Origin of the sequence: Nostoc sp. FACHB-190 (assembly GCF_014696905.1) — a bacterium.
Lineage (GTDB): Bacteria > Cyanobacteriota > Cyanobacteriia > Cyanobacteriales > Nostocaceae > Nostoc_B.
Genome location: NZ_JACJQW010000067.1, coordinates 1 through 22,221, shown reverse-complemented (window position 1 = coordinate 22,221; position 22,221 = coordinate 1). Strand labels below are relative to the sequence as shown.

The following is a 22,221-nucleotide window of genomic DNA, read 5'->3' as shown; positions in this document are numbered from 1 at the left end:
AACAAGAGAATTAGTATTCTTTCTCTTATTTCTCCATTTTCTTCCAGTTTTAAGGCTTTTTGTAGTTTCTCTATTTGCTGAGAAGTTAAATGATTTTTTGCTGGCATTATTCCATTTTTTTTACTGAATTCAGCTTTTTATTATACCCAATTTAAATGCTTAACAGCTTAACCCTGGGAACAGTGCATCTTGCAGTATTTCATCCCCCATATATGTTTGTGGTGCTGCATCGGGGAAAAACACAGTAATACTTCTGGCTTTGCTATCAACTACCCACACTCGCAGCACTTTTGCATCTAAATAATCTTTGGCTTTAGCTATCATCTGACCAAAGGTTTGCCCTGGTGAAATAATCTCAATCACCAAATCTGGCGGAACAGAACATACTCCTTCTTCTTCCCAGTCTGAAGGTAAACGCTCGTTAGAGATGTATAAAATATCAGGTACAGGAACCCAATCTCGTCCCCTACGAGTTAAAGAAACAGCCAATTCTGGACATATTTCTCCATTAGCTCCACATAATTGTTCAATCAAGTTAAGCAGGACGCGAGTCAGTTTAGAGTGAAATTTTTGCGGCGACATTTTAGAAATAGCTTGACCATCCACAAGTTCATAGGTAGTATCTCCCTCACCAGAAGAAAGATGCAAAAACTCTTGTAAAGTTAATTGATTTTTGGTTTGAAGAATCATAGCGCAAACTAGCTAATAGCTAGTTTAATTGTAATTAACCTGAGTTATGAATTAGCTTAAACCCTAATTTAATCGTTTTTTCTAAGAATATAGCAATCCTAAATGAGTAGTGAAAAACATAGATATGGAAACGAACCGCCAAGAAAGAGGCAGCGCGTTGGACTGGTTTCCCGGCTTGAAGCGACTGTCGTGCCAAGGACGCAAAGGTAAGAAAGAAGAAAAAGATATAGAAATTTTACAAATGATTGTAGTACTTAAGTTCAGATAACATTTTGCACTTGTTCGAGTCACTTTTTTGAGCGTTGAGCCATAGGATGTTACACAGAAAAATCCTGTTTAATACTATCAGGACTTACGCAACTGGCACAGTGCGATCGCTACTCTAAAAGCATTTCCAAAAGCTATATAATCTATCAACGCGCAGCCCAAGCTAAACACAACTGGCGGAAGTCGTCACCGCGCACTTCAAAGTTAGGATACTGGTCAAAACTTGCACAAGCAGGAGACAGCAAAACTACAGGTGCTTGGTGTTGTTTAGCTAATTCTGCTGACCGAGGTACAGCTTTTGCCATTGTTTCCACGATTTCGTAATTGGTGTAACCCACTTCTTGTAAGCGTTGGGCAAAGGCTGGTGCAGCTGCGCCAATGAGTAATACAGATGCGGCTTTGGCTTGGATTTTGGCTAACCAACCTGTATCATCGCCGGGTTTGGCTTCTCCCCCCGCAATCAAAATTGTCGGACTTTTCACTGAGGCTAACCCAACTTCGGCTGCGTCGTAGTTGGTGGCTTTACTGTCGTTGATAAAGTCCACGCCTTCCCAAGTGCAGATATGTTCTAAGCGGTGGGGAACGCCAGGGAATTGTTCAATGGCTTTGGTAATTGCGTCGGGTTGAATGTCTGCTAATCTGGCTGCGGCTACGGCCATGAGGAGATTTTGCAGGTTGTGTTCTCCGACCATGCGTAATGCAGAGGCTGGAATAATTCTGGTTGGTGTTGAGGTGGCGTTGATTTTCTCAATCACCCAGCCATCTTCAATGTAAAAACCTTTGTCACCAATTAAAAAATCTTGACCTTTGACACTTGTCCAATAAGCATCAGGCCAATGATTCAAACCGACTTTATTTAAATAAGCATCATCGCCGTTAAATACTTGTAACTGAGACTGCTTTAACAGCTTGGCTTTAATATCGTAGTAATTTTCTAAAGTTTTGTGACGGGCGAGGTGGTCGGGTGTAAATGTTGTCCACACGCCGATGCGGGGTGCTAAGGATGAAGATGATTCGATTTGATAGCTGCTAATTTCACCGATGACCCAATCGGGAAGTTTGGGGGATAGGGCGACTTCACAAGCTGCATAGCCGATGTTACCGCAGGCGGGAGCATCAAAACCGGCTGCTTGGAAAATGGCGGCGATTAAGGCTGTGGTGGTCGTTTTGCCGTTTGTACCCGTGATGGCTACCCAAGGCTGGGATTTTAAATGTCGCCAAGCAAGTTCCATTTCACCAATTGTTTCAATCCCTAGTTCTCGTGCTTTGACTAACACGGGAATATCCCAAGGTACACCGGGACTAACAACAATTAATTGGGGTAAATCAGTATCGGTTAAATCTAGGGAATATCCTAGTTTAACGGTGATTTGTTCGGCAGCAAGTTCTTGTTGTTGTTGCAGGAAGGTATCAGAGGTGTTGCGATCGCCTAGATCCACCTCCCATCCTTCCCGTTTCAACAATCTCGCCGCAGCAACACCGGACTTACCTAATCCAATCACATGAGCTTTGGACATAGACTGTAGCAGAGACCCCTGGTTAAGCACTCATTATACTAACGCTTATTGGCAACATTTACACCATATTTTGTTGATTTATGCTACAGATTTTTGACGATCGCCCCAAAGTCAGCTAACACTCGCGCGTGATTTCGCAACAATCCGAGCAAATTCAAGCGATTGCGCTTAATATCTGGGTTGGTATCCATAACTAACACGCTTTCCGGGCCATCAAAGAAATTACTGACAGTAGGGGCGATTTTTGCTAACGCTGCAATTAACAGTTGATAGTTCCGTGATTGCTGGGCAGTTTGGGTTTGGGGTACTAATTCCACAATGGCATCGTAAAATGCTTTTTCGGATGACTTTTGGAATAGTTCGGGATTGATTAAATTTGCTGGTTCTAGCTGTTTGGTGTCTAAATCACCTTGGGCGGCGAGGCGGGTAGAACGGTTGACAGTTTCGTAGATTTTATCGAGAGTACCATCGTTGCGGATTTGTTGCAGATATAAGGCGCGATCGCGGACATCTAATAAATCCTGCAACGCTCTTTCTGTATACTCTGGGTCATTTTCGCCCAATACAGCATTCACCAAATCGTAATCAATTTGTTTTTCTTCTTGCAATAATGTCCGAATTCTTTGCAGGAAAAATTCTTGCAATGTTGTGACTAATTGCCCTGCTTCTTTGTTATATTCTTGAGCAAAATTAGCGGCTGTTTGCTGCAATAAATTATCTAAATTAATTCCTAAATTCGCAGCCCAAGCAATATTTACAATCGCATTCGCCGCCCGACGTAAAGCAAAGGGATCAGATGAGCCAGAAGGAATCATCCCTAAGCCAAAAATGCTGACTAAAGTATCTAGTCTATCAGCTAGACCGACGACTTGACCTGTTAATGTTTCCGGTAAAATATCATCGGCTCCCCGTGGTAAATAATGTTCAAAAATTGCTGTTGCCACTGCGGCATTTTCGCCACTTGCTAAAGCATATTTCTGCCCCATAATGCCTTGCAATTCTGGGAATTCATACACCATTTGGCTGACTAAATCAGCTTTACACAATAAAGCAGCGCGTTGAATATTTTGGCTATCTGTTGCTGATAATCCCAGTTGTGTGGCAATTTGCTCGGCAATATTAACTACACGATTTACCTTGACACGCAGGGAACCTAAATCTTCTTGGAAAGTTACTTTTTCTAACTGGGGTAAAAAGCTTTCTAAAGGTTTAGCGATATCGGCGTTATAGAAAAACTGTCCATCAGCTAATCGGGCGCGGATGACTCGTTCATTACCTTTAGCAATGATATCTGATTTTGTCGGGTCGCCATTAGAAACTGTGATGAAATTTGGTAATAGTTCTTGATGATTTTCTCCTTTAAAAACAGGAAAATATCTTTGGTGGCTGACCATGACAGTTGTAATAACTTCTGTGGGTAAATTCAAAAATTCCGCGTCAAATTTACCCACAACTGGCGAAGGCCATTCCACCAAATTAGTTACTTCTGTTAATAAATCGGGATAGATTTCTGTGGAACCATTGACCGAATTAACGGCGGCGTGAACTTCTTTTGCAATTGTCGTTGCACGTTCATTGTCATCAACCACTACATAAGCAGAACGCAGAGTATCAACGTAATCAGTTGCTTGGTTAATAGTGATAGTTGCGGGATGTAAAACACGATGACCATGAGAAATGCGATCGCTGTTAATTCTATCCGAACCATTCACCAATTCTATCGGCAAAATTGCCTCATTCAACAACGCCACCAACCAACGCACCGGACGCGAAAATCTCACATCGCCATCACCCCAGCGCATCAACCGCTTACCTTCTAACGTAAAAATCCATTGGGGAACAAGTTCGGTCAAAATTTCCGCTACCGGGCGACCAGGAGTTTTTTTGTTAACAAATACAAAATCGCCTTTATCCGTCGGGCGAACTTGTAGCGCGTCCAGTTCCACACCTTGCTTTTTAGCAAAGCCGATAGCTGCTGGTGTGGGTTGACCATCTTTAAAAGCTGCTTGGGCGGGAGGGCCTTTGATTTCTTCTTCCCTGTCTGGTTGTTGCTGTGGTAGACCCTTGATAAGCACCGCCAAGCGTCGGGGAGTACCGTAAACTTCTACCGCGTAACTGTTGAGACTATTAGCTGCCAAAGTTTGAGGAATGCGCGATCGCCATTGTACGATAGCATCACTGAGAAAATTTGCAGGTAGTTCTTCTGTACCAACTTCTAATAAAAAATCCGGCATAGGACAAGGTTCACATCAGTCAATTCCACCAGTTTACCTTGCCATCATACTGAAGAGGTGTACAGGCTAAAATCAGAAAGTCTCAGACCAAATACAGTCATGACCAGCAAAATTACGCTAGATATTGATGAAGCTTTGCTTCAAAAAGCAGAACGTTGGGCGCAGCAACACAAACTATCCCTTGCTGATGTGATTACTAATTTTCTACGTCAGTTACCAGACAATGATTTGACACCGCAAGATGAACATCCTTTAGCCAAATTTGCGGGAATTTTAAGCGATGCAGAAGCTAGAGAATTACAACAGGTAATTGCAGCCGAGTTTGAGCAGATAGACACAAATGAATGGTAATGTAGCCTTAGATACTTCTGTCGCTGTGCGCTTTTTAAATGGTGATCAAGCAGTTGTAGCTCAAGTACTGGCATTGACAACTGTGATTTTACCAACTGTTGTTGTGGGTGAATTATTATTTGGAGCAGAAAACTCCAGTCGTCCTTTGCAAAATCTGCCCCGTTATTTAGAGTTTATTGAAACCTGCGAAGTAGTAACATTAGGTCGAGAAACTGCTGTGGTATACGCTCAAACTCGGTTGGCATTAAAGCAGAAAGGAAGACCAATTCCTATGAATGATGTTTGGATTGCAGCACAGTGTTTAGAACATAGTTGGCGGTTAGTAACAGATGATTCTGACTTTAGCTATGTGGACGGACTGATATTGGAAAACTGGTAACATCTACCTTAAAAATATTTACGACCGCTTACTTAGTTTCATCTCTCAAACTCTCACTTTCTGCGCCTCTGCGTCTCTGAGTGAAACAAATTCATACTACCAATTACGCTCAACCACCATCACTTCAGTATATTCAAACTCATTCGGACTTTGCTTAACTAACGGATATCTTTCCTCACCCAACTCAATATAATCTTGCTCACAATCAGGCTTAGAGGAATAATAAGTCAACACATATTCCCGCCCAATTCTATTCACCATTTCTTGCTCTACTTCACCACGCCATTGAGTTTTCGTCACTAAAATAATTAACTGATTTGCTAACTCAGGTAATGTTTGAGCAATACGACGACGATAACTTTCATCCAAGCTACCAAATGGAGAATCCATCACAATGGGAAAAGTACTGCTATTCGGTACAGTTAAAACTTTGCGCTTTTCACTCCATTCGCGGACTTTATCAATAATACTGGCAATAAAAGACAAACTGAGAATTTGGTTTTCTCCTGTAGATGCAGCAACAAGTGATTCGACTCCGGTGGTATTTTCTACTAAAGTGAGTTCATATTTATCACTAATTTTCGGGAGATAAGGCGCAAAAGATATTGATGTGAATATTTCCTGTAATCGCTGTTCTAACTGCAACCGAAACTGTTTTTCTTGCCGATTTCTGACTTCAGTTAATCTTTCAATCGCGTCTTGAGTGGCGTTGATACGTCTTTGGGCTAGTAATTGCTTTTCTTCGTTGAGTTTTTGCTTGGCGATTTGTTTTACCAAAGCATCAATCTCAGTTTTTAAATGGGAAATTCGCTGTTGATTTGCACCTTGTTCTCGGTTTAATTCATCAATTTTACTTTCAATTTCATCTAAGCGTTTTTGTAAACTACTAATTTCTTCGTTCGCATCTTTACGCAACCGTTCTTGAATTGTGTCTAATTCAAGTTCAATTTGGGAGATGTTTTGCCGTAACTGATTAATTCTCGTTTGTTCTCTATCGACTTCTTCCCAAAATGCTATGGCTTGCTTATCAATTTCATCGACTTGGGCGCTCATGCGAATTGCTGTTTCTTCCACAGCCGAAGAACCAGCCTTTTCTAACCAATGGTTTACATGAGTATGATGATGACTGCCGGCATTTAATTCTGTTCCACAAATACAGCGATTACTTTTGAGTAATTCGTTAATAAATTCCCGCGAAATACCCGATGTTAATTCGCCGCGTGCTTTCAAATCATTGAGAATTGTCCGAAATTGTTGAGTAGTATCTGACAGCAGAATTGTATAACCGCGTGCAGAAATGATTTTTTTGAGTGCATCTCTGGTTTGCCGCCATGATTCTTGATACGCGGCTTTTTGATTTTCTAATTCTTGTCGTCTGTCTTGCAATTCTTTCGCTGCACTCAGTTCGAGTAAACGATTCCCGGTTTCTTTTTTAAAGCTTTGTTGATATTCTAACTCTTGCTTAATTTCTGTTTGTCTGGTGTTAATCTGGGCAATTTCTTGTTCTAACTTGTCTTGTTCTTTGAGAAGTTGTTTAATTTCTGAGTCACCGATGGCTTTTAATTCATTTTCTAAACTTTTCTTGGCTTCACTAAGATGTTTGATAGAACGGTTAATTACCTCCACACCCAAGAAAATTTTGATAGCTTCGGCTATTTCAGCTTTTTTATCAGAACGAACTATTTCTTCAATGCGTTCTCCATCAAAGAAGAAGTATTGATGTAAACTTGCGGGTAAAATCTGCCCAATGATTTCTTCTGGTTTTTGCAGGGGGAAATACCATCTACCATCATCCCCAGCCACTTGCATTAATAATTCTGTTTTGAGAGATTCCAAGTCAGTTTTATCTTTATATATGCGACATTGGCGTTTAGCGTTGTAACGTTTACCTTCATGTTCCCAGTTTACTTCTACCCAACATTCTATCGATTGCCCAGTTTTAGCTTCTGCGATCGCTCTTTTGTTCACCAACTGTTCTGTTGAAGCAAAGGCAGCACTAAACTTCTCATATAATACCCAGGTAAAGGCATTCAGTAAACTGGTTTTTCCCGCTCCATTATTACCATGAATAATTGTGGTGTTGAGAATATCACCGCCAGCCAAAACTATCTCCGGTGTTCTGCCATAAAAAGAGCGAAAGTTACACAGTTTAATGGAAGTGAGCTTCATTGTACGGCTTCCTTGACAATTGCCAAAATATCATCGTTGATGGGGCTATTACTTTTTTTATCTAGCCTGCTTTTTTCTAGGTTCCAGACTCGCTCAATAATCTGCCGCACTTCCGGCGAGGCGCTAGTAATTGGCTCTTGCACATCATCGATATTCTGTTCTGGCAACATCTCAGTTTCGTATGCGTTATGCTTTATTTTAGCCGGAGATGATTGATAATTTTACATCCGCCATCTGACTCTTACTCGCATCTTTAATTTAGGGTAATTATGGGGAGGAAAATTTTAAAATTTTTTGACAAAACTGGGGTTAATTATGGTGAATTTACTGATATACTGAATTTAGGTTAAATATTGATCATAATGGAGTGTTTGTTGCTTTAAAAATTTCGCTCCTATCCCATTATGATCAATATTAATTATTCCATGAGGAACCGGAATATTTACAGGTAGCAAACAAAATTTTACAAAACTAACCGCAGGCGGATTAAACATCTAATAATCCATAGCGTTTTTGTAAATCTAACAATTTCATTCTTGCTTCCCCAGCGTTATCGGCTAAATCGGCAAATTCAACAAAGCGCCGCAGTTCTTTTCTTAATAAATTGCGTTCAACTTCTATAGTTTCCCTGTCTAAATCTGGTGGCAGCACAATCATATCGTAAATCGTCGCCCGTTCCTTACTCGGATGGGGGCGTAAAACTCTGCCTCGACGCTGAATAAATTGGCGAGGATTTCCAGAACTCGATAATATCACCGCAGTTTTAATGGCGGGAATATCAACGCCTTCATCTAAACAGCGAATGGCGACTAAACCTTGTAATTCGCCATTTTCAAATTGACGGCGTAAAACTTCTCTTTCGGCTAAAGGCGTTTGGGCTGTGTAGGTACTAACTTTATAACCTAAATCTCCTCCCAGAATTTTCACAACGGCTTTGAGTTGTTGGAGAGATGAACGTCCCGTTTCCAATGAACCATCACTACAATAAAAAAGTGTATGAGTAGTGTCGCGGCGTGTTGCCATTAATTGCCGTAATGCTGTTAATTTATTGGCGGCTGCACCAATTAATCTCGCCCGTTGCATTAATAAAGGTTTTAAATCTTCGTTGTCTTCAAAGTTGGGTGAATTTTCAGTTTTGCGTTCTCGATACAGTAAAGAACGCCCGATTTTTTTAGTTAACTTTAAATAGGCAATGCTTTCGGTTTCCGTTAACTCTACCAAAATTGGATAATACAAATAATGTACCAAAGCGCCTTGGGCGATCGCATCCCTTAAAGTAAACTCTGGTTGCAGCACCGGGCCGAAATAATCAAATAAAGATTGCGTACCGCTATCATCAAAATATCTTTCCGGTGTGGCAGATAAAGCCAACCGCAACCCAACCCGCCGGGGTAAACTTTCTTCTAACTTGGGTGCGCCTAAATTATGGGCTTCATCACCAATAATTAAAGTTTTCGGCGGTAAATACTTGAGTTGCGATTGAAAACCTTCACCAATTAATGTCGAGTTGGTAGTAATGATTGTGATAAACCCTTGAGAACCAGAACGCAAATTGTAAAGTTGAGTAGAAAGTTGACTTTGCCAACTGCGGACATTCTCAAAGGCTAATATCGGTTGTAAATTAAACTTTTCGCATTCTCGCGCCCATTGGGTAACAAGATGGCGATAGGGACACACCACCAACAGCACTTGTAAGTTAATTTGCTGGTACAATTCACAAGCGATCGCCAATGCAGTAATAGTTTTACCACTACCAGTCGCCATTTTTAACGTCCCTCTGCCATTATTCGCAAACCAGTTAGTAACAGCTTGGCGCTGATACTGGCGCAATTGCAGATATAGCGGTATCTTCGGACATCCTGGTAGTACTTGGTGATGGTACTTACCCCTATCTTCCCTAGCAAACGGTATTCTTAGCCGGAAAGTAGGTAGCTGCTGCACGGAATTTTGCGTCAGGTACATAAACAATAATGGGAGTAGTGAGTGGTGAGTGGTGAGTGGTGAGTGGTGAACAGTGAGTAGTGAATAGTGAAATTGCATCCCCTACTCCCTACTCCCAATTCCCCACTCCCTATTCAGTTGTATCCACGCCAAACGCCGACAAGAGAACCTTGCACCTGTACCTGCATTGCCGAAACTTCAATCGGGCTATACTTTTGGTTAGCAGGTTGGAGAGTAACGCGATCGCCATTGCGGTAAAAACGTTTTAATGTATTACCGTAACCATCCACCCTTGCTGCCACAATTGTGCCATTTTTTAACTGATCTGGTTCTAGAACAGGCCTTAAAAATACCACATCACCATCAGCAATTAAATCTTCAATCATACTGTCGCCTGTTACCCGCAAAGCATAGGTTTGTGGCGGTAAAGCAAAGTTGCCAAAATCTAAATAATCGGTAGCCTCAGTGTAAGGCTCAATTAAACCACCAGCCGCGATATTACCTAAAATTGGTACACCTTGCTTGGCTGGATGTAAAATCCGAATTGTGCGAGCTTTACCTTCAGTCCATTCAATGTAGCCTTTATTTCTTAAATGTTCTAAGCGGCTTTGAATTGGTGCTGGCGACTTTAAATTCATCGCTTGCATCATTTGGCGAATTGAAGGAGAATGTTGGTGAAGTCGGATATATTCTGCCAACCATTCATATAATTCTTGTTGCGCTTCTGTTAGTCGTTCCATAATAATTATTGCCAGTAAATACAAATGTCCCTAGAACATTAGTACTACAAAAAATTCCAGATAACAAGATGAAATAAAAAAATAAAAGGCAAAAGAAAGAAAAAGTTTACTTCTTTTGCCTTTTATCTTTTTAATTTTTACTCATAAACTCAGATAAGTTGTCACAGAATAAATTGCTCAAAGACTTATGGGAACCGGGTTTGCACTCAGCACTCAGCACTCAGCACTCAGCACTTTTATTTCCTGTTCACTCAGCCCCCAAAATACTAGCCAGTAAGGCTTTTTGTGCATGGAGACGATTTTCGGCCTGATCCCAAACTCGTGAGTGTGAACCTTCAATTACTTCTTCGGTAATTTCTTCACCGCGATGGGCTGGTAAACAATGTAAAACAATTGCATCTTGATCAGCCAAACTCAGCAATTGTTCCGAAATTTGATAAGGTTGAAAAATTGGCATTCGGTCATCAGCTTCTTGTTCTTGACCCATACTTGCCCAAACATCAGTATAAAGTACAGAAGCATCCTTAGCGGCTAATTCTGGGTCATGAGTCAGCAGAACTTCTGTTTTACCAGATGCGATCGCCCTTGCTTGTTCTACAATTTTGGCATCAGGTTCAAATCCTTTAGGAGTAGCAACCCTGACATTCATCCCCGCCAACGCACAACCCAGCAACAAAGAATTTGCCACATTATTGCCATCACCCACATAAGTCAAAGTTAAACCAGCCAAATTCCCAAAACATTCTTGAATCGTCAACAAATCAGCCAATATCTGACAAGGATGTTCCGCATCAGTCAAAGCATTAATTACCGGAATTTTGGCATAGTTAGCGAAAATTTCTAAATCTTCCTGGGCAAAAGTCCGAATTGCCAAAACATCTAAATATCGATCTAACACCCGTGCTGTATCTTGAATCGGTTCACCGCGACTCACTTGGGTAACATTAGGATGAAGATCAATTACCTGTCCACCCAATTGGTACATCGCCACCGTAAAACTCACCCGCGTGCGAGTCGAAGCCTTAGAAAACAACAAACCCAACACCTTATTACAGCGCAACTTTAGCTGTTGAGATTTTAATTGCCCAGCCAATTCCAGAATTTCTTGAAGTTCCGTTGGACTGAAGTCCGCCAGACTTAATATATCTCGCCCGATTAACACTGCCATGTTTTTGATCTGTAAAGAACAATTATCTATTGCTGTTTCTTTACCTAGCCGTGTCAAAAAAAATACAGTTAAACACTGTATTCAATCTTTTTGCGTCCAGCCCAGGATTTTGAGTTAGCTTTTGCTATGAATATTAATTTATCAACTTTATCGACCCATCAAATCAAGGATTTTTTTGCAGCTTCCTCTAGACAACCATTAAGCTTGTGCTATAATTAGAAATCGGTGATGCCTAATTACAACGCCAGCATAGCACAGTGGTAGTGCATCCGACTTGTAATCGGAAGGTCGCAGGTTCAAATCCAGCTGCTGGCTTTTTAACTGTTGAATAACTAATTATTTGTCGTTGTTAACAGATTACTGTCGCTATTAACAAATTAGTGTCGTATAATGCTAATTACGAAACGTTAACAAATTAATGTCGTCTAACCAATTCGATAAAGTGTTTGCAGACATCTATTGTACAGGAAATATAGCTAAATCTTTATTTGATGACTTCCCTGATAATATTCATAAATATGCTTACAAGTCGGATGCACCTTTCAACCCTCTGTTAAATATTTTCTGACGCTCTTTCAACTCCTCCCTAGCCGGGATAGTTGTTGAAACTTAGAATCACCCAGTTTGGCATTAGATACTATCTTTTTTCAACCTACCCCTAACCGGGATGGTTGTTGAAACCTGGATATGCTCAACACAAGAGTACAACCACGGTAGCGCCTTTCAACCCACCCCTAGCCGGGATGGTTGTTGAAACTTCAAAAAGTTTCACCGAAATTACAGTAAGTTTTGCTTTCAACCCACCCCTAGCCGGGATGGTTGTTGAAACAAGTTTTTGTAGCCCATTCAATTGCGGTCATTAGAGTCTTTCAACCCACCCCTAGCCGGGATGGTTGTTGAAACCAAAAGGCTTGGGAAGATACACGACAAGCTTTTCACTTTCAACCCACCCCTAGCCGGGATGGTTGTTGAAACTTTGACTTGAGTTTGCGGTGGTGCTTTTGTCGTTCTGCTTTCAACCCACCCCTAGCCGGGATGGTTGTTGAAACTGCATTCTGCATAAGTTCTTAGACGAATCGGGCTTCTTTCAACCCACCCCTAGCCGGGATGGTTGTTGAAACTCGACCCGTCTAGAACCCTTGCTATCAGAGCTTTCCATACACATACTTTGGCAGGTCGGCTTAAAAGAGTCTCGAACTGAAAATTAAAATACTAAATGTATTGACATGCTAGTTTCTTAATTCAAGACTGGATAAGGGTTTTAAAGTTTTGGCGGGACTCCGGGGATTTTGCCCCCACTTTGACACGCCAAAAAAAATATTTGGGAGGGTTCCCCCGACGAAGGGGGTGATTCAGTAGCCACCACTGTGGTAATCCACACCGTTATGAATAACGGCTACAGCTAAAAGCCTTACTCCTTATTGCTGGGAGCGCACCTATCTCATCTATAAAATTTTACAGATGGCAGCATCAGAAGCGGGCAGCTACCAGGGTCAGAAAGCATGACAGTCTTCCAACCGCCAAACTAACCCAGATTTTTCACAGCACATTGGCTCAAAAGAGCATGAACTGCGGCGCTATTACAACAATATTATATTTTCAAGGTTCGGATTATTGAGTTAACTTAAAGCAGCTTGACGTTCTTGATATGCAAAGACGGCTAAATCTCGCGCTTTTTCCTGTGGACTCCCTCTGATTGTCTGTGTACCAATTTCAGTAGAAATTCCGACTTTCGCAGCTTGGGATTGAATACTATTAATTAACCGACCATAACTCCAGCGATGAACGCTCATACGATATTCTTTAGCGTATTTTTTTTGAGCTTCCTTATTACCAGAGCATTTCTTCTCTGCTCTGGATTGGATTTCACTAGTAATTTGCTCACGCATATCGCGGAGTTTTGGGAGAACTATGCTGCCTGCTTGATAGGTTTTGGCGATCGCCACAATCCCATCAGCCAATAATCTATCTACATATTGTCCTAACTCTGATTCACCAAAGGAGTTTGGCGCATTCTTTTTCTGAGCTTTGTGGCGTTCATGAGATAGGCGTTGCTGTTTTTGTCGCTGGCGATTGAGAAGGTTGTAGTTTTTGCCAAGTAGTTGTTTGACACTGCGATAAGCTAGAACTTCATTTTTAACAGCATCTACTACAGCTAGTGTTACTGGCTTTTCTAGACCGAAACTAACGCCAACAAAAATGGAGGGTTGCCCTTGATAATTAGGCTTGCTGGGACGAGGGAAAGGGTTATTAATCCTATCTAGCGTGGATTGTTGACGAGTAATAAAAGCTTGTTTTTGAGCATTTAGGTCTTCTTTGTTTTTTTCTTTCGCTAAAGTTTTAGTAATTTTTCTGACTCTCTCTTCAATTACCTGTTGAGTTCCTTCAATGGTCAACAATCGAGTATCTAAAGCACAGTAAAGATTCAGTTGATTTACTTTCCAGGCTTCGCCTTTTTGGTTTGTTGGCAACCAAACAAGCCTTCCTGAGCGTAACGTAAACACAGTGCTTGAGTGTTTATCTTTACTGGTGCGTTTAATTTCTTGATCCTCTAGGAAACGTTGAAAGTAGTGCAAATGACGCTTATCACAGTAAATCTCAAAGATTAGTTCTTTTGAACCCTTGAATCGCACAAAGAAGCGACCTTTGTCATTTTGCAACCATGTCATATCTTCGCCAGATCCGTAAGCTACAGGAAAGGGGACATCAGCAGTTTTTCTTAAAAGTGATGATTGCCAAGCTTTTGCCTCATTTTCATCTTGGGGTAAAGTGGTCGTAGCTATTTTTAAAGTTTCTAACCACTCTTCCCCTGTCACATCTCTACCTTTAGGTATGCGACTTTGGAGTTGGTCTTTTAATCGTTGAATTTCTATTTCCTTTTTGCGTTTATTTCTAGTAAATTCTTCTGGGTCTTCGTCAAGTTCACTAATTTGACAATTATTTTTGAGCAGATATGCAAGAGCGCAATGAATCAGAGGGTCGTCTGTTTCTTCGTGAGAATTTAAAACAATCTGAAAAAGCGAAGATTTTTCGGACTTTTTAGTTTTTTTGCGTTTTTTCTGGTTTTGATTCTGCTCGGACTGGGAAGTAAGTTTGGTAAGAATTTCGGTGGCTTTAGTACGAATTACCTCTAAGCTACACTGGCTTTCTTGTTCCAGTTCAAGATCACTTTTGAGAACTTTGAGCCAACGTTCTTTCCCTTCTATTTGATACTTCCTTCTTTTTTGTAAAGCGAACCAGGATTTATATAAATAATCTACTAGAGCGATCGCAGAAGCGTAAAAGCGGTGAGGTTGGTTAGCAAAACGCTCTTGAGTTTTGAGGGAATCAACAAGTGTTTCAAGTAAATCAGTAGGTATTTTGCCTTTTTTTAGCCAGGTTTCAAATTCTGAGTGTTTTCCTACTTGTGCCAATAGTTCATTGACAAGTGGTGTATTTTTGCCAGCCATAAGTTCCCACAGTTTGCGGAGGGTGTCTTCTTCAGCAACCAAGCGACATTGAATTGTAATAACGCTCATGGTGTCCTCAGCTTTGTGGTTTCGGTAAAACTGACAGGGTTATTAATTGTTTTTTTACTTATCAAGTATAGCGCAATGACGCAATAGCGCAATGACGCAAATGTTTTTTTCCTGAGAGGCTGTGCAAAAATGAAAGCCGCAAGCTTTGGCTTCAAATTAGGATGGCAGAAGAAACTAGAGAAGTTCGGGGGAGACTCCCTAAAGACTTAAAAATCGCGTTTGAAATCGCCTGTGTGCGTCTGGAAGTAACGCAGACTGCGGCTTTGGAGGAGGCAATTAGAGATTGGTTAAAGAAGAAAGAATCCTCAGACCAACAAAGTTGAGAATTGAAAAATATGTTGGTCACAAAATCCTATAGAGAGGGTGTGAACTAGGCTATTCTGAACCTGATGGCTCAATAATTAGTGATAATTTCGGGATGCAACTTATACTCTCTGCCATTCCCGTTATGACAATCTCGAACAAAATCCTCTGAGGATTCAAAACTTAAAGTTTTGCCCATTGCCTTACCAATTAGCGTTAGCAAGTTATTTGCCCGCATTTGAAAAAATGCTTCAAAGTCATCTCGCCGCAAAGTTTTTGGAGATATAGCGTGCGATCGCAGTATTTCGTCAAGTCTTTTGGCTGATGTCCCAGAAAGTTCAAACTCCTCTAAATAAATGGATGGTGCTTTACTCCCAATCTTTTTGTTGGTTTTGGCACTTAAAGGTGTACGGTTAATCAAGCAGTTATATTTTTTGGGTTCAATGCCTTTTTTGCGACACCATGCCACAGGGAAGATATGGTGCGAATCTATCTGTTCTTCAAAATAAATCACATCATTGATTTCTTCCCCAGTACACCAATCAATTGCCCCCTCACGTCGTAGTAAAGCAGCTAATCCTTGATAGACTGCACCGTAACGTTTTCTAACGCTAATCAACCTATCAAAAGAAAAATCCGCTTGCACAATGGTAAGCGGCAGTGAGCCACCTGCTAACCAATCTGGTACTTCTATCACGTCTCGCCCGGCTCGTGCCTCATACCAACGTGTATATACTTCACCAAACATCCCACACCATAACCAGCGTTCCAGCATAGAACGTGCTTGCAAAGAACGGGAACGCTCTCCGAGAATGGTAAAAATGGTACTCAGAATCACTAATTGAATGGGGTAAGCTAAATCATCTGCATCAAAGATTTTTTGACCATGAAGGAAACGAGCAGATTCTTCAAAACCCCTGGAAATTGGATCAGCCCATTTTTGATATTCTTCTTTGGTGAGTTTGAGAACTTCAGCGCGATCGCAATTAACACTTGGTAATTTATCGATATTCCAACCTTGTTTTATGGCTTCTATCCTCTTGGCATAACCAGCCATCAGCGTAACTGCTTGTACAAAATCTGTGCTGCGGAGCTTACGCAATACTTTTAAGGTTTGGAAGCGATTTTCGCGCTGTTTCCAATCATCTCTTAAACTGAAGTCAGCAGTGCAATAGCTGGAACTCATTAAATCGAAGTAATTGAGGTCACATCCAGCAGTGTTTGTATCTTCAAATACTTGGCAAACGGCTTCTTTTGGTAAAGAGTCACGCAGTTGGATAACAGGTATTTGATAATGCTCAAATTTTTTGAGAACTTCCAGTTCTAAAGTGTCGATTAGCTCCAGTTTTTGATGATCGTATTGCCAATACTTAGAAAATTTACTCCGCCATTCAGAAAAACAGAAAACTTTAGATAAAGGAAACAATAGTGCCTGATATTCTTTTTCTGGGGTGGAACAGTCAATCAAACCACCCGTGAAAGTTCGTGCAATTTTGGATTCAGGTAAGGCAATGATCGCATTACGGCGATCGCATTCTGGGTTGAGGCATTTTTTAATATCCAGGTAGTACCACTTTTTAATCATTTTTTGGCTTTTCTGGTCTTTGATGATGACAGGTTGTTCAGATAGGAACACCATAAACATGGTTGTCAGGCGTTGCTGTCCATCAAGGATTAATAAGATTGGTGTATGATTTTCTGGTTTTAAAACCCCATCAACTAGACGGGGTTTGAATTGTCGGCTTTGAATGCTTTGTTGGAGCATCATGACTGCACCAATGGGATAAGCAAGAGATACGCTGGCAATTAAACGACGCACATGGGTATCATCCCAAACCCAATCTCTTTGAAAATCTGGAAGTTGGATGCGTCCAGTTTTAATATCTTTCAGGACATCAAGAAGAAAATACTTAGTGATGTCAAAAGTAGAAATTGAGTTCATTTGGTGTTCTGCCATTGTTGTCATCAATAGAGATACAGATGTTCGTCATAGTTAGTACCTATGTACCTCAGCCTAAGATTCTCCTTGTTGTTAATACAAGGGGTTTTTGGGTCAATTGGTCGTGAGTAGCGATCGCTTTTGCTTATTCTTGAGGAAAGTCTGGAGGTAAAGTCACAATTCCTTTTGCAGCGAGTTGCCTAAATTGGTTTATCAGGTCTGCTTGTCTTAATATGCGAGTAACGTATTTAGGTCGTCGACGAAAGTCAGTCCCCCAGTCCTTAACGGTTTTTGGGCTAGTACCTGTGACTTGGGCGATCGCATGGATGCAGGTTTTGCGATAATTGCGGCCTGGTTCTTGACTAACCCAACGGCGACAATACTCCGTTGGTTCAAGGGGCAACTGACGGAGGATATCAAGTTGATGATTATTCTGATGGGAGTCACTCCCAGTCTGCATCTTCTGTTTTGCTGAATCAGATTAAGCAAGCAGAGGATTAGTGAGCGTAACTGGTTAGCTTAAATATCTTCTGCTTGCTCAACTCAAGTTAAAAAATATCGGCTCACATTACAAGTATTTTAGTCACGAATCACGACTAAATTATTTTTGAGGATAATCAGGAGGTAAGACTATTTTTCTAATTTGGTTCAGCATATCTGCCATGCGTAATATATGCGCTACATAGTTAGGTCGCCTCTCAAAATTTTGACCCCAATTCCCTATAGTCCTTTCACTTAAGCCTGTTGCGTCAGCTAGAGATGCAATACAGGCTTTTCTGTATCCCCGCTCATCAGGGGACATTTCAACCCATCGTTGACAATATTCCAAAGGCTCCAAAGGCTTCTCACTGAGCGCATCGATCCTATATTCATTGGTCTGGGGGTTATTGTCTATTAGCCTTTTTGTTTTCAAAGACACCAAAACTCACGATTCGTGACTATTTTAAAAATATTATGAGTCACGATATGTGTAGAAAATCAGGCGATCGCTTGCTATAAAACACCTAATTGTGTGAGTGATGAACATTGCTTAGGAATATTTATATCTTCAATAACAACGCTAAGATTCTTCACTTGTGCGTAGAGGTAACTAGCTGTTAAGTTATAAAAGTAACTGGTAACTTGTCTAGCTATGAGCAATGAAGCTAATACCTGCCGTAAGTATGTTGAACCCAAATTAAGAGATGCGGGGTGGGAGCAAGAACCACACGATTATACTGAGCAGTATTACTTCACTGATGGCAAGATTCGCCCCAAAAACAAGCGTCAACCTCGCGGGAAACGGAAATTTGCAGATTATTTACTACTGTATAACGGCGAGTTTCCCTTGGCAGTAGTAGAGGCAAAAAGGAAATATGAAACTCCTGATGAGGGACTAGAACAGGCGATCGCCTATGCCCAAATTCTCAATGTGAAGTTTGCTTACTCTACTAATGGTGAAGGGATTGTGGAGTATGACTTCATCACGGGTAAGCAGTCTGATGTCATGGACTCCTTTCCCAGTCCTGATGAACTTTGGCAACGGTTAACAGGGGAAGGTAAGGAACAAATTAGAGAGGACATAGCCGAAAAACTGCTAACTCCCTTTTACCCAACGCCAGATAAACCACTGCGTTATTATCAACGGAACGCCATTAATGCAGCACTAGCGGCAATATTTAAAGGTCAAAATCGTCTACTGCTGACATTGGCGACGGGAACAGGTAAAACTACTGTTGCTTTCCAAATCGCTTGGAAACTGTCAAGTTTGGAATGGAATGCTTCTGGAGAATCTCGTTCCCCTAGAATTTTGTTTTTGGCAGATCGGAACATATTGGTAGATGATCCAATGAATAAAGATTTTTCTGCCTTTAATCAGGAGAAAATTTACAAAATTCAGGGGGAAGCGAAAAAAGGACGTGACCTTTACTTTGCTATTTATCAAGCTATTGGGGATAGAGAAGATAGCTTTGGACTTTACAGGGAATACAGTCCTGATTATTTTGACTTGATTATTGTTGATGAGTGCCATCGAGGTAGTGCTAGGGATGAGAGTAACTGGCGACAAATTCTAGAACATTTTGAACCTGCTTATCAGTTGGGATTGACAGCGACACCGCTACGGGATGATAACGTTGATACCTATCGCTACTTTGGCAATCCCCTTTACACCTATTCTCTCAAACAAGGGATTGATGATGGTTTCTTAGCTCCCTATCGAGTTTATCGGGTTCTTACCCGTTCCGATCGGGAAGGATGGCGACCTAGTGCTGGACAAATTGACCGTTATGGAAGAACAATTCCTGATGAAGTTTATCTAACTCCAGACTTTGAGCGGAAATTGGTGAGAGAAGCGCGGACAAAGGCGATCGCCCAACACATTACTGATTTTCTCAAAAGCAGCGATCGCTATGCCAAAACCATTGTCTTTTGTGTCGATGAACCGCACGTTAAGGCAATGATCAAGGAATTACGCAACCTCAACAGCGACATCACCAGAACCAATCCTGACTACATAACTCGCATTACCTCTGATGCTGGTGATGTGGGTAAGGGACATCTCTACAACTTCAAAGATGTCTTAAATGAAACTCATGTTATTGCTGTAACTGCTAGGTTACTAACAACAGGGGTAGATGTTCCCACCTGTAAAAATGTTGTGCTTGCCCGTGTAATTCGTTCAATGACAGATTTTAAGCAGATTATTGGACGAGGAACTCGTGTGCGAGAAGAACGGGGTAAGCTGTCCTTTAATATACTTGACTACACCAACAGCACAGTATTGTTTGAGGATAGAGATTTTGACGGAGAACCCGCCCTCATTAATGAATCAGAGATGGATGATCAGGGGGAAATTCTCTCTGAACATGAGGAGGAACTGGAATCAGCAGAGTTAGAAGACGAAGCAGAAGACTTAGAAGATGATGACGACAAGTCTGGGTTTTGGGGACTCCCAGATGAGAATGACGCACCACCTCGGAAATATTACGCTGACGGGGGAAGCGAAGAAATTGTTGAAGAAAGAATTTATGATTTAAACCCAGATCATCAACTGCGCTTGTCTCGATTAATTGACTACACCAGAGAACAAGTCCGCATCTTGTATCGTTCCACTCTAGAAATACAGCAACGCTGGGCAGATCCAGAACAGCGTTCCGAGATTATTGAGTTATTGGCAGATCGGGGAATTGATTTTGATGAGTTAAAACAAGTTACTAATCTTCCCGAAGCAGACCCTTTTGATTTACTATGTCATATTGCCTTTGATGCTCCTGTGCTGACTTGCAAGCAACGGGCTGAAAGGTTGCGTCGTCGTAAGCCGGACTTTTTTCAGCAGTACGGAGAAGATACAAGGGCTATTTTAGAGATTATTTTGGACAAGTATGCACAAAAAGGGGTAGATGAGTTTAATATTCCGACGACTTTTAAGGCTAACCGCGAATTTCAGAAATATGGAAATGTAGCTGAAATTGCTCAAAGGTTTGGTGGAGTTAAAGAACTTAGGGAAGCAGTGTATGATCTGCAAATTTTACTTTATACTGCATAAATATTAAATGTTTTTAGACACGAAATATCGCTAAGTTTTTATTTGGCTATTTAATATAAAGCAAGGAAGATAATTATTATGCTTAGTTTAGAAGGTGCGTTAGTTATACTTGCTACTAAAGTTTTTACTGATTTTCTATTAAAAAAAGTTTACACTAATATCATTAGATTACTTTATTTAACTTTCTCAATCATTGTATTTTCTTTGGGACTATGGGGAAGTTATAGGTTTATTAAATTAAATTCTTGGGAAGCAGTTCCTCCACAAATTGCTGCTTCTATCATTGGAGGATTATTCGCAATAATCACATTACTATGGGGTAATTTTTTAAGCAATCAGAAAAAAAGGGAAGACACTGAGTATTTACGAAAATCAGAGTTTTATGAGGAAGTAATTAATAAACTATACTATATTACAGTATTTCCCGAAAAGATAACAAGTCGTGAAGGGTTGTATGAATTAATGGATGGTTTAGTTGGAAAAATCTACACACAAGGTTCGGACAAGCTTATTAATATGTTTGGTGAAATTGTAGAGACTGTTCAAAGCAATTCCCCAGAGAAATCATTACATATACAAGCTAGTATCAAAAATATTATTGATGAAATAAGGAAGGAGCTAGGTAATTACAGCAAACCAACTAACTTTGATAAAATATTTTACTCGAAACTTTATCTAGAAGATATAAAGAAAAAACTACCAGAGTAAGTAATGCCAGCGAAGAAAAAAACAGATAATAAGCCTATTACCACTGCCCAAAAACTGGGAAGCGTGATTAAGTCAGCGCGTGACATCATGCGGACGGATAAGGGATTGAATGGAGAATTAGACCGTCTCCCCCAGTTGACTTGGATCATGTTTTTGAAACTTTTGGATGATTCCGAGAAACTGCATGAGGTGGAAGCAGAGTTAGAAGGAATATCCTATAAACCAACTATCCAACCGCCTTATCGCTGGCGAGATTGGGCTGCTAATGAAAATTTTACGGGTGATCGCCTGAAAAGTTTCATCAACAATGATGAAGCAATTTTACCAGATGGCACGAAAGGAGCAGGGTTACTCGCCTATTTGCGGAATCTTAAAAGCAAAAGCGGACGCGATCGCGCTGATGTCATCGCCAAAGTTTTCAAAGATGTCAACAACCGCATGACTAGCGGGACTTTGCTGTGGGATGTGCTGAATAAAGTCAATGAAATTCACTTTGATAAATCAGAAGAGGTGAACCTCCTCAGCACCCTCTATGAGTCCATGCTGAAAGAAATGCGGGACGCTGCGGGAGATTCGGGAGAATTTTACACTCCCCGTCCGGTAGTTCGGTTTATTGTCCAGGTGATGGAACCGCAACTGGGAGAAACCATTTTTGACCCATTGGTGACAAGTTAAGGAAAAGGAGAAATTGTCAAGTGTGGTATTTGCAGTGGTCAAAAATCGTGTAAAACTCAATCTAGACAAGTAATTGAGCGATTGATAACAGCCATG

At 40.9% G+C, this 22,221-nt stretch carries 18 protein-coding genes, 1 tRNA gene and 1 CRISPR repeat array; of the genes, 8 read left to right on the top strand and 11 right to left on the bottom strand.

Going from position 1 to position 22,221, the window contains the following annotated elements; genetic code table 11:
* Nucleotides 1-159: 159 nt before the first annotated feature.
* Nucleotides 160-690, bottom strand: coding sequence for a Uma2 family endonuclease (locus H6G28_RS34295; protein ID WP_190677569.1), 531 nt, complete (start codon nucleotides 688-690; stop codon nucleotides 160-162).
* A gap of 124 nt (nucleotides 691-814) precedes the next feature.
* Here H6G28_RS34295 and H6G28_RS34290 point away from each other — a divergent pair, with 124 nt between their 5' ends.
* Nucleotides 815-958: a hypothetical protein gene (locus tag H6G28_RS34290; protein ID WP_190677567.1), complete on the top strand. Its 144-nt coding sequence runs from the start codon at nucleotides 815-817 to the stop codon at nucleotides 956-958.
* Between the two features lie 145 nt (nucleotides 959-1,103).
* Here the strand turns inward: H6G28_RS34290 and murD are convergent, their stop codons facing one another.
* Nucleotides 1,104-2,474 (bottom strand): UDP-N-acetylmuramoyl-L-alanine--D-glutamate ligase, encoded by a 1,371-nt coding sequence (gene murD, locus H6G28_RS34285; protein WP_190677565.1) that lies wholly within the window; start codon nucleotides 2,472-2,474, stop codon nucleotides 1,104-1,106.
* An 83-nt stretch (nucleotides 2,475-2,557) separates the two neighbouring features.
* On the bottom strand, nucleotides 2,558-4,708 hold the full coding sequence (glyS, locus tag H6G28_RS34280; protein ID WP_190677563.1) for a glycine--tRNA ligase subunit beta: 2,151 nt from the start codon (nucleotides 4,706-4,708) through the stop codon (nucleotides 2,558-2,560).
* Nucleotides 4,709-4,807: 99 nt separating this feature from the next.
* Between glyS and H6G28_RS34275 the strand changes: the two genes are divergently transcribed.
* On the top strand, nucleotides 4,808-5,059 hold the full coding sequence (locus tag H6G28_RS34275; protein ID WP_190589343.1) for a DUF6364 family protein: 252 nt from the start codon (nucleotides 4,808-4,810) through the stop codon (nucleotides 5,057-5,059).
* Nucleotides 5,049-5,438, top strand: a complete 390-nt coding sequence (locus H6G28_RS34270) for a type II toxin-antitoxin system VapC family toxin (RefSeq protein ID WP_190589291.1) — start codon at nucleotides 5,049-5,051, stop codon at nucleotides 5,436-5,438. The genes H6G28_RS34275 and H6G28_RS34270 overlap by 11 nt, the downstream gene beginning before the upstream one ends.
* A gap of 96 nt (nucleotides 5,439-5,534) precedes the next feature.
* On the opposite strand, the gene H6G28_RS34265 is transcribed toward H6G28_RS34270, so the two are convergent.
* From H6G28_RS34265 to argF, 5 genes are all read right to left on the bottom strand, one after another.
* The gene (locus tag H6G28_RS34265) at nucleotides 5,535-7,607 is read right to left on the bottom strand and encodes an AAA family ATPase (protein ID WP_190677562.1); all 2,073 of its coding nucleotides are present in this window, start codon (nucleotides 7,605-7,607) and stop codon (nucleotides 5,535-5,537) included.
* Nucleotides 7,604-7,777 (bottom strand): hypothetical protein, encoded by a 174-nt coding sequence (locus H6G28_RS34260; RefSeq protein ID WP_190589295.1) that lies wholly within the window; start codon nucleotides 7,775-7,777, stop codon nucleotides 7,604-7,606. Before H6G28_RS34260 ends, H6G28_RS34265 begins: the two co-directional genes overlap by 4 nt.
* A 316-nt stretch (nucleotides 7,778-8,093) precedes the next feature.
* The gene (locus tag H6G28_RS34255; RefSeq protein WP_190677571.1) at nucleotides 8,094-9,569 is read right to left on the bottom strand and encodes a DNA phosphorothioation system restriction enzyme; all 1,476 of its coding nucleotides are present in this window, start codon (nucleotides 9,567-9,569) and stop codon (nucleotides 8,094-8,096) included.
* Between the two features lie 113 nt (nucleotides 9,570-9,682).
* Nucleotides 9,683-10,288, bottom strand: coding sequence for a transcriptional repressor LexA (gene lexA / locus H6G28_RS34250; protein ID WP_190677560.1), 606 nt, complete (start codon nucleotides 10,286-10,288; stop codon nucleotides 9,683-9,685).
* Between the two features lie 247 nt (nucleotides 10,289-10,535).
* Nucleotides 10,536-11,456, bottom strand: coding sequence for an ornithine carbamoyltransferase (argF, locus tag H6G28_RS34245; RefSeq protein ID WP_190589302.1), 921 nt, complete (start codon nucleotides 11,454-11,456; stop codon nucleotides 10,536-10,538).
* Between the two features lie 243 nt (nucleotides 11,457-11,699).
* On the opposite strand from argF, the gene H6G28_RS34240 reads away from it, so the two are divergent.
* Nucleotides 11,700-11,771, top strand: a tRNA-Thr gene (locus H6G28_RS34240).
* Nucleotides 11,772-12,028: 257 nt separating this feature from the next.
* A CRISPR array of direct repeats spans nucleotides 12,029-12,577; the repeat unit is 37 nt; unit sequence CTTTCAACCCACCCCTAGCCGGGATGGTTGTTGAAAC.
* Between the two features lie 498 nt (nucleotides 12,578-13,075).
* On the opposite strand, the gene cas12k is transcribed toward H6G28_RS34240, so the two are convergent.
* Nucleotides 13,076-14,974 (bottom strand): type V CRISPR-associated protein Cas12k, encoded by a 1,899-nt coding sequence (cas12k, locus tag H6G28_RS34235; protein WP_190677558.1) that lies wholly within the window; start codon nucleotides 14,972-14,974, stop codon nucleotides 13,076-13,078.
* 161 nt (nucleotides 14,975-15,135) lie between these two features.
* On the opposite strand from cas12k, the gene H6G28_RS34230 reads away from it, so the two are divergent.
* On the top strand, nucleotides 15,136-15,297 hold the full coding sequence (locus H6G28_RS34230) for a hypothetical protein (protein ID WP_190677556.1): 162 nt from the start codon (nucleotides 15,136-15,138) through the stop codon (nucleotides 15,295-15,297).
* A gap of 71 nt (nucleotides 15,298-15,368) precedes the next feature.
* On the opposite strand, the gene H6G28_RS34225 is transcribed toward H6G28_RS34230, so the two are convergent.
* Entirely contained in the window at nucleotides 15,369-17,219 is a 1,851-nt protein-coding gene (locus H6G28_RS34225) for a GmrSD restriction endonuclease domain-containing protein (protein WP_242054739.1), read from the bottom strand.
* Nucleotides 17,220-17,361: 142 nt separating this feature from the next.
* Nucleotides 17,362-17,676 (bottom strand): hypothetical protein, encoded by a 315-nt coding sequence (locus H6G28_RS34220; RefSeq protein WP_190677552.1) that lies wholly within the window; start codon nucleotides 17,674-17,676, stop codon nucleotides 17,362-17,364.
* Between the two features lie 672 nt (nucleotides 17,677-18,348).
* Here H6G28_RS34220 and hsdR point away from each other — a divergent pair.
* The 3 genes from hsdR to H6G28_RS34205 all read left to right on the top strand — a co-directional run bounded on the left by hsdR (nucleotide 18,349) and on the right by H6G28_RS34205 (nucleotide 22,125).
* On the top strand, nucleotides 18,349-20,742 hold the full coding sequence (hsdR, locus tag H6G28_RS34215) for an EcoAI/FtnUII family type I restriction enzme subunit R (RefSeq protein ID WP_190677551.1): 2,394 nt from the start codon (nucleotides 18,349-18,351) through the stop codon (nucleotides 20,740-20,742).
* Between the two features lie 78 nt (nucleotides 20,743-20,820).
* Nucleotides 20,821-21,450 (top strand): hypothetical protein, encoded by a 630-nt coding sequence (locus H6G28_RS34210; protein WP_190677549.1) that lies wholly within the window; start codon nucleotides 20,821-20,823, stop codon nucleotides 21,448-21,450.
* Between the two features lie 3 nt (nucleotides 21,451-21,453).
* A complete protein-coding gene (locus tag H6G28_RS34205; protein ID WP_242054737.1) occupies nucleotides 21,454-22,125 on the top strand; it encodes an N-6 DNA methylase in 672 nt (223 codons plus the stop codon).
* The last annotated feature ends 96 nt before the right edge of the window (nucleotides 22,126-22,221 follow it).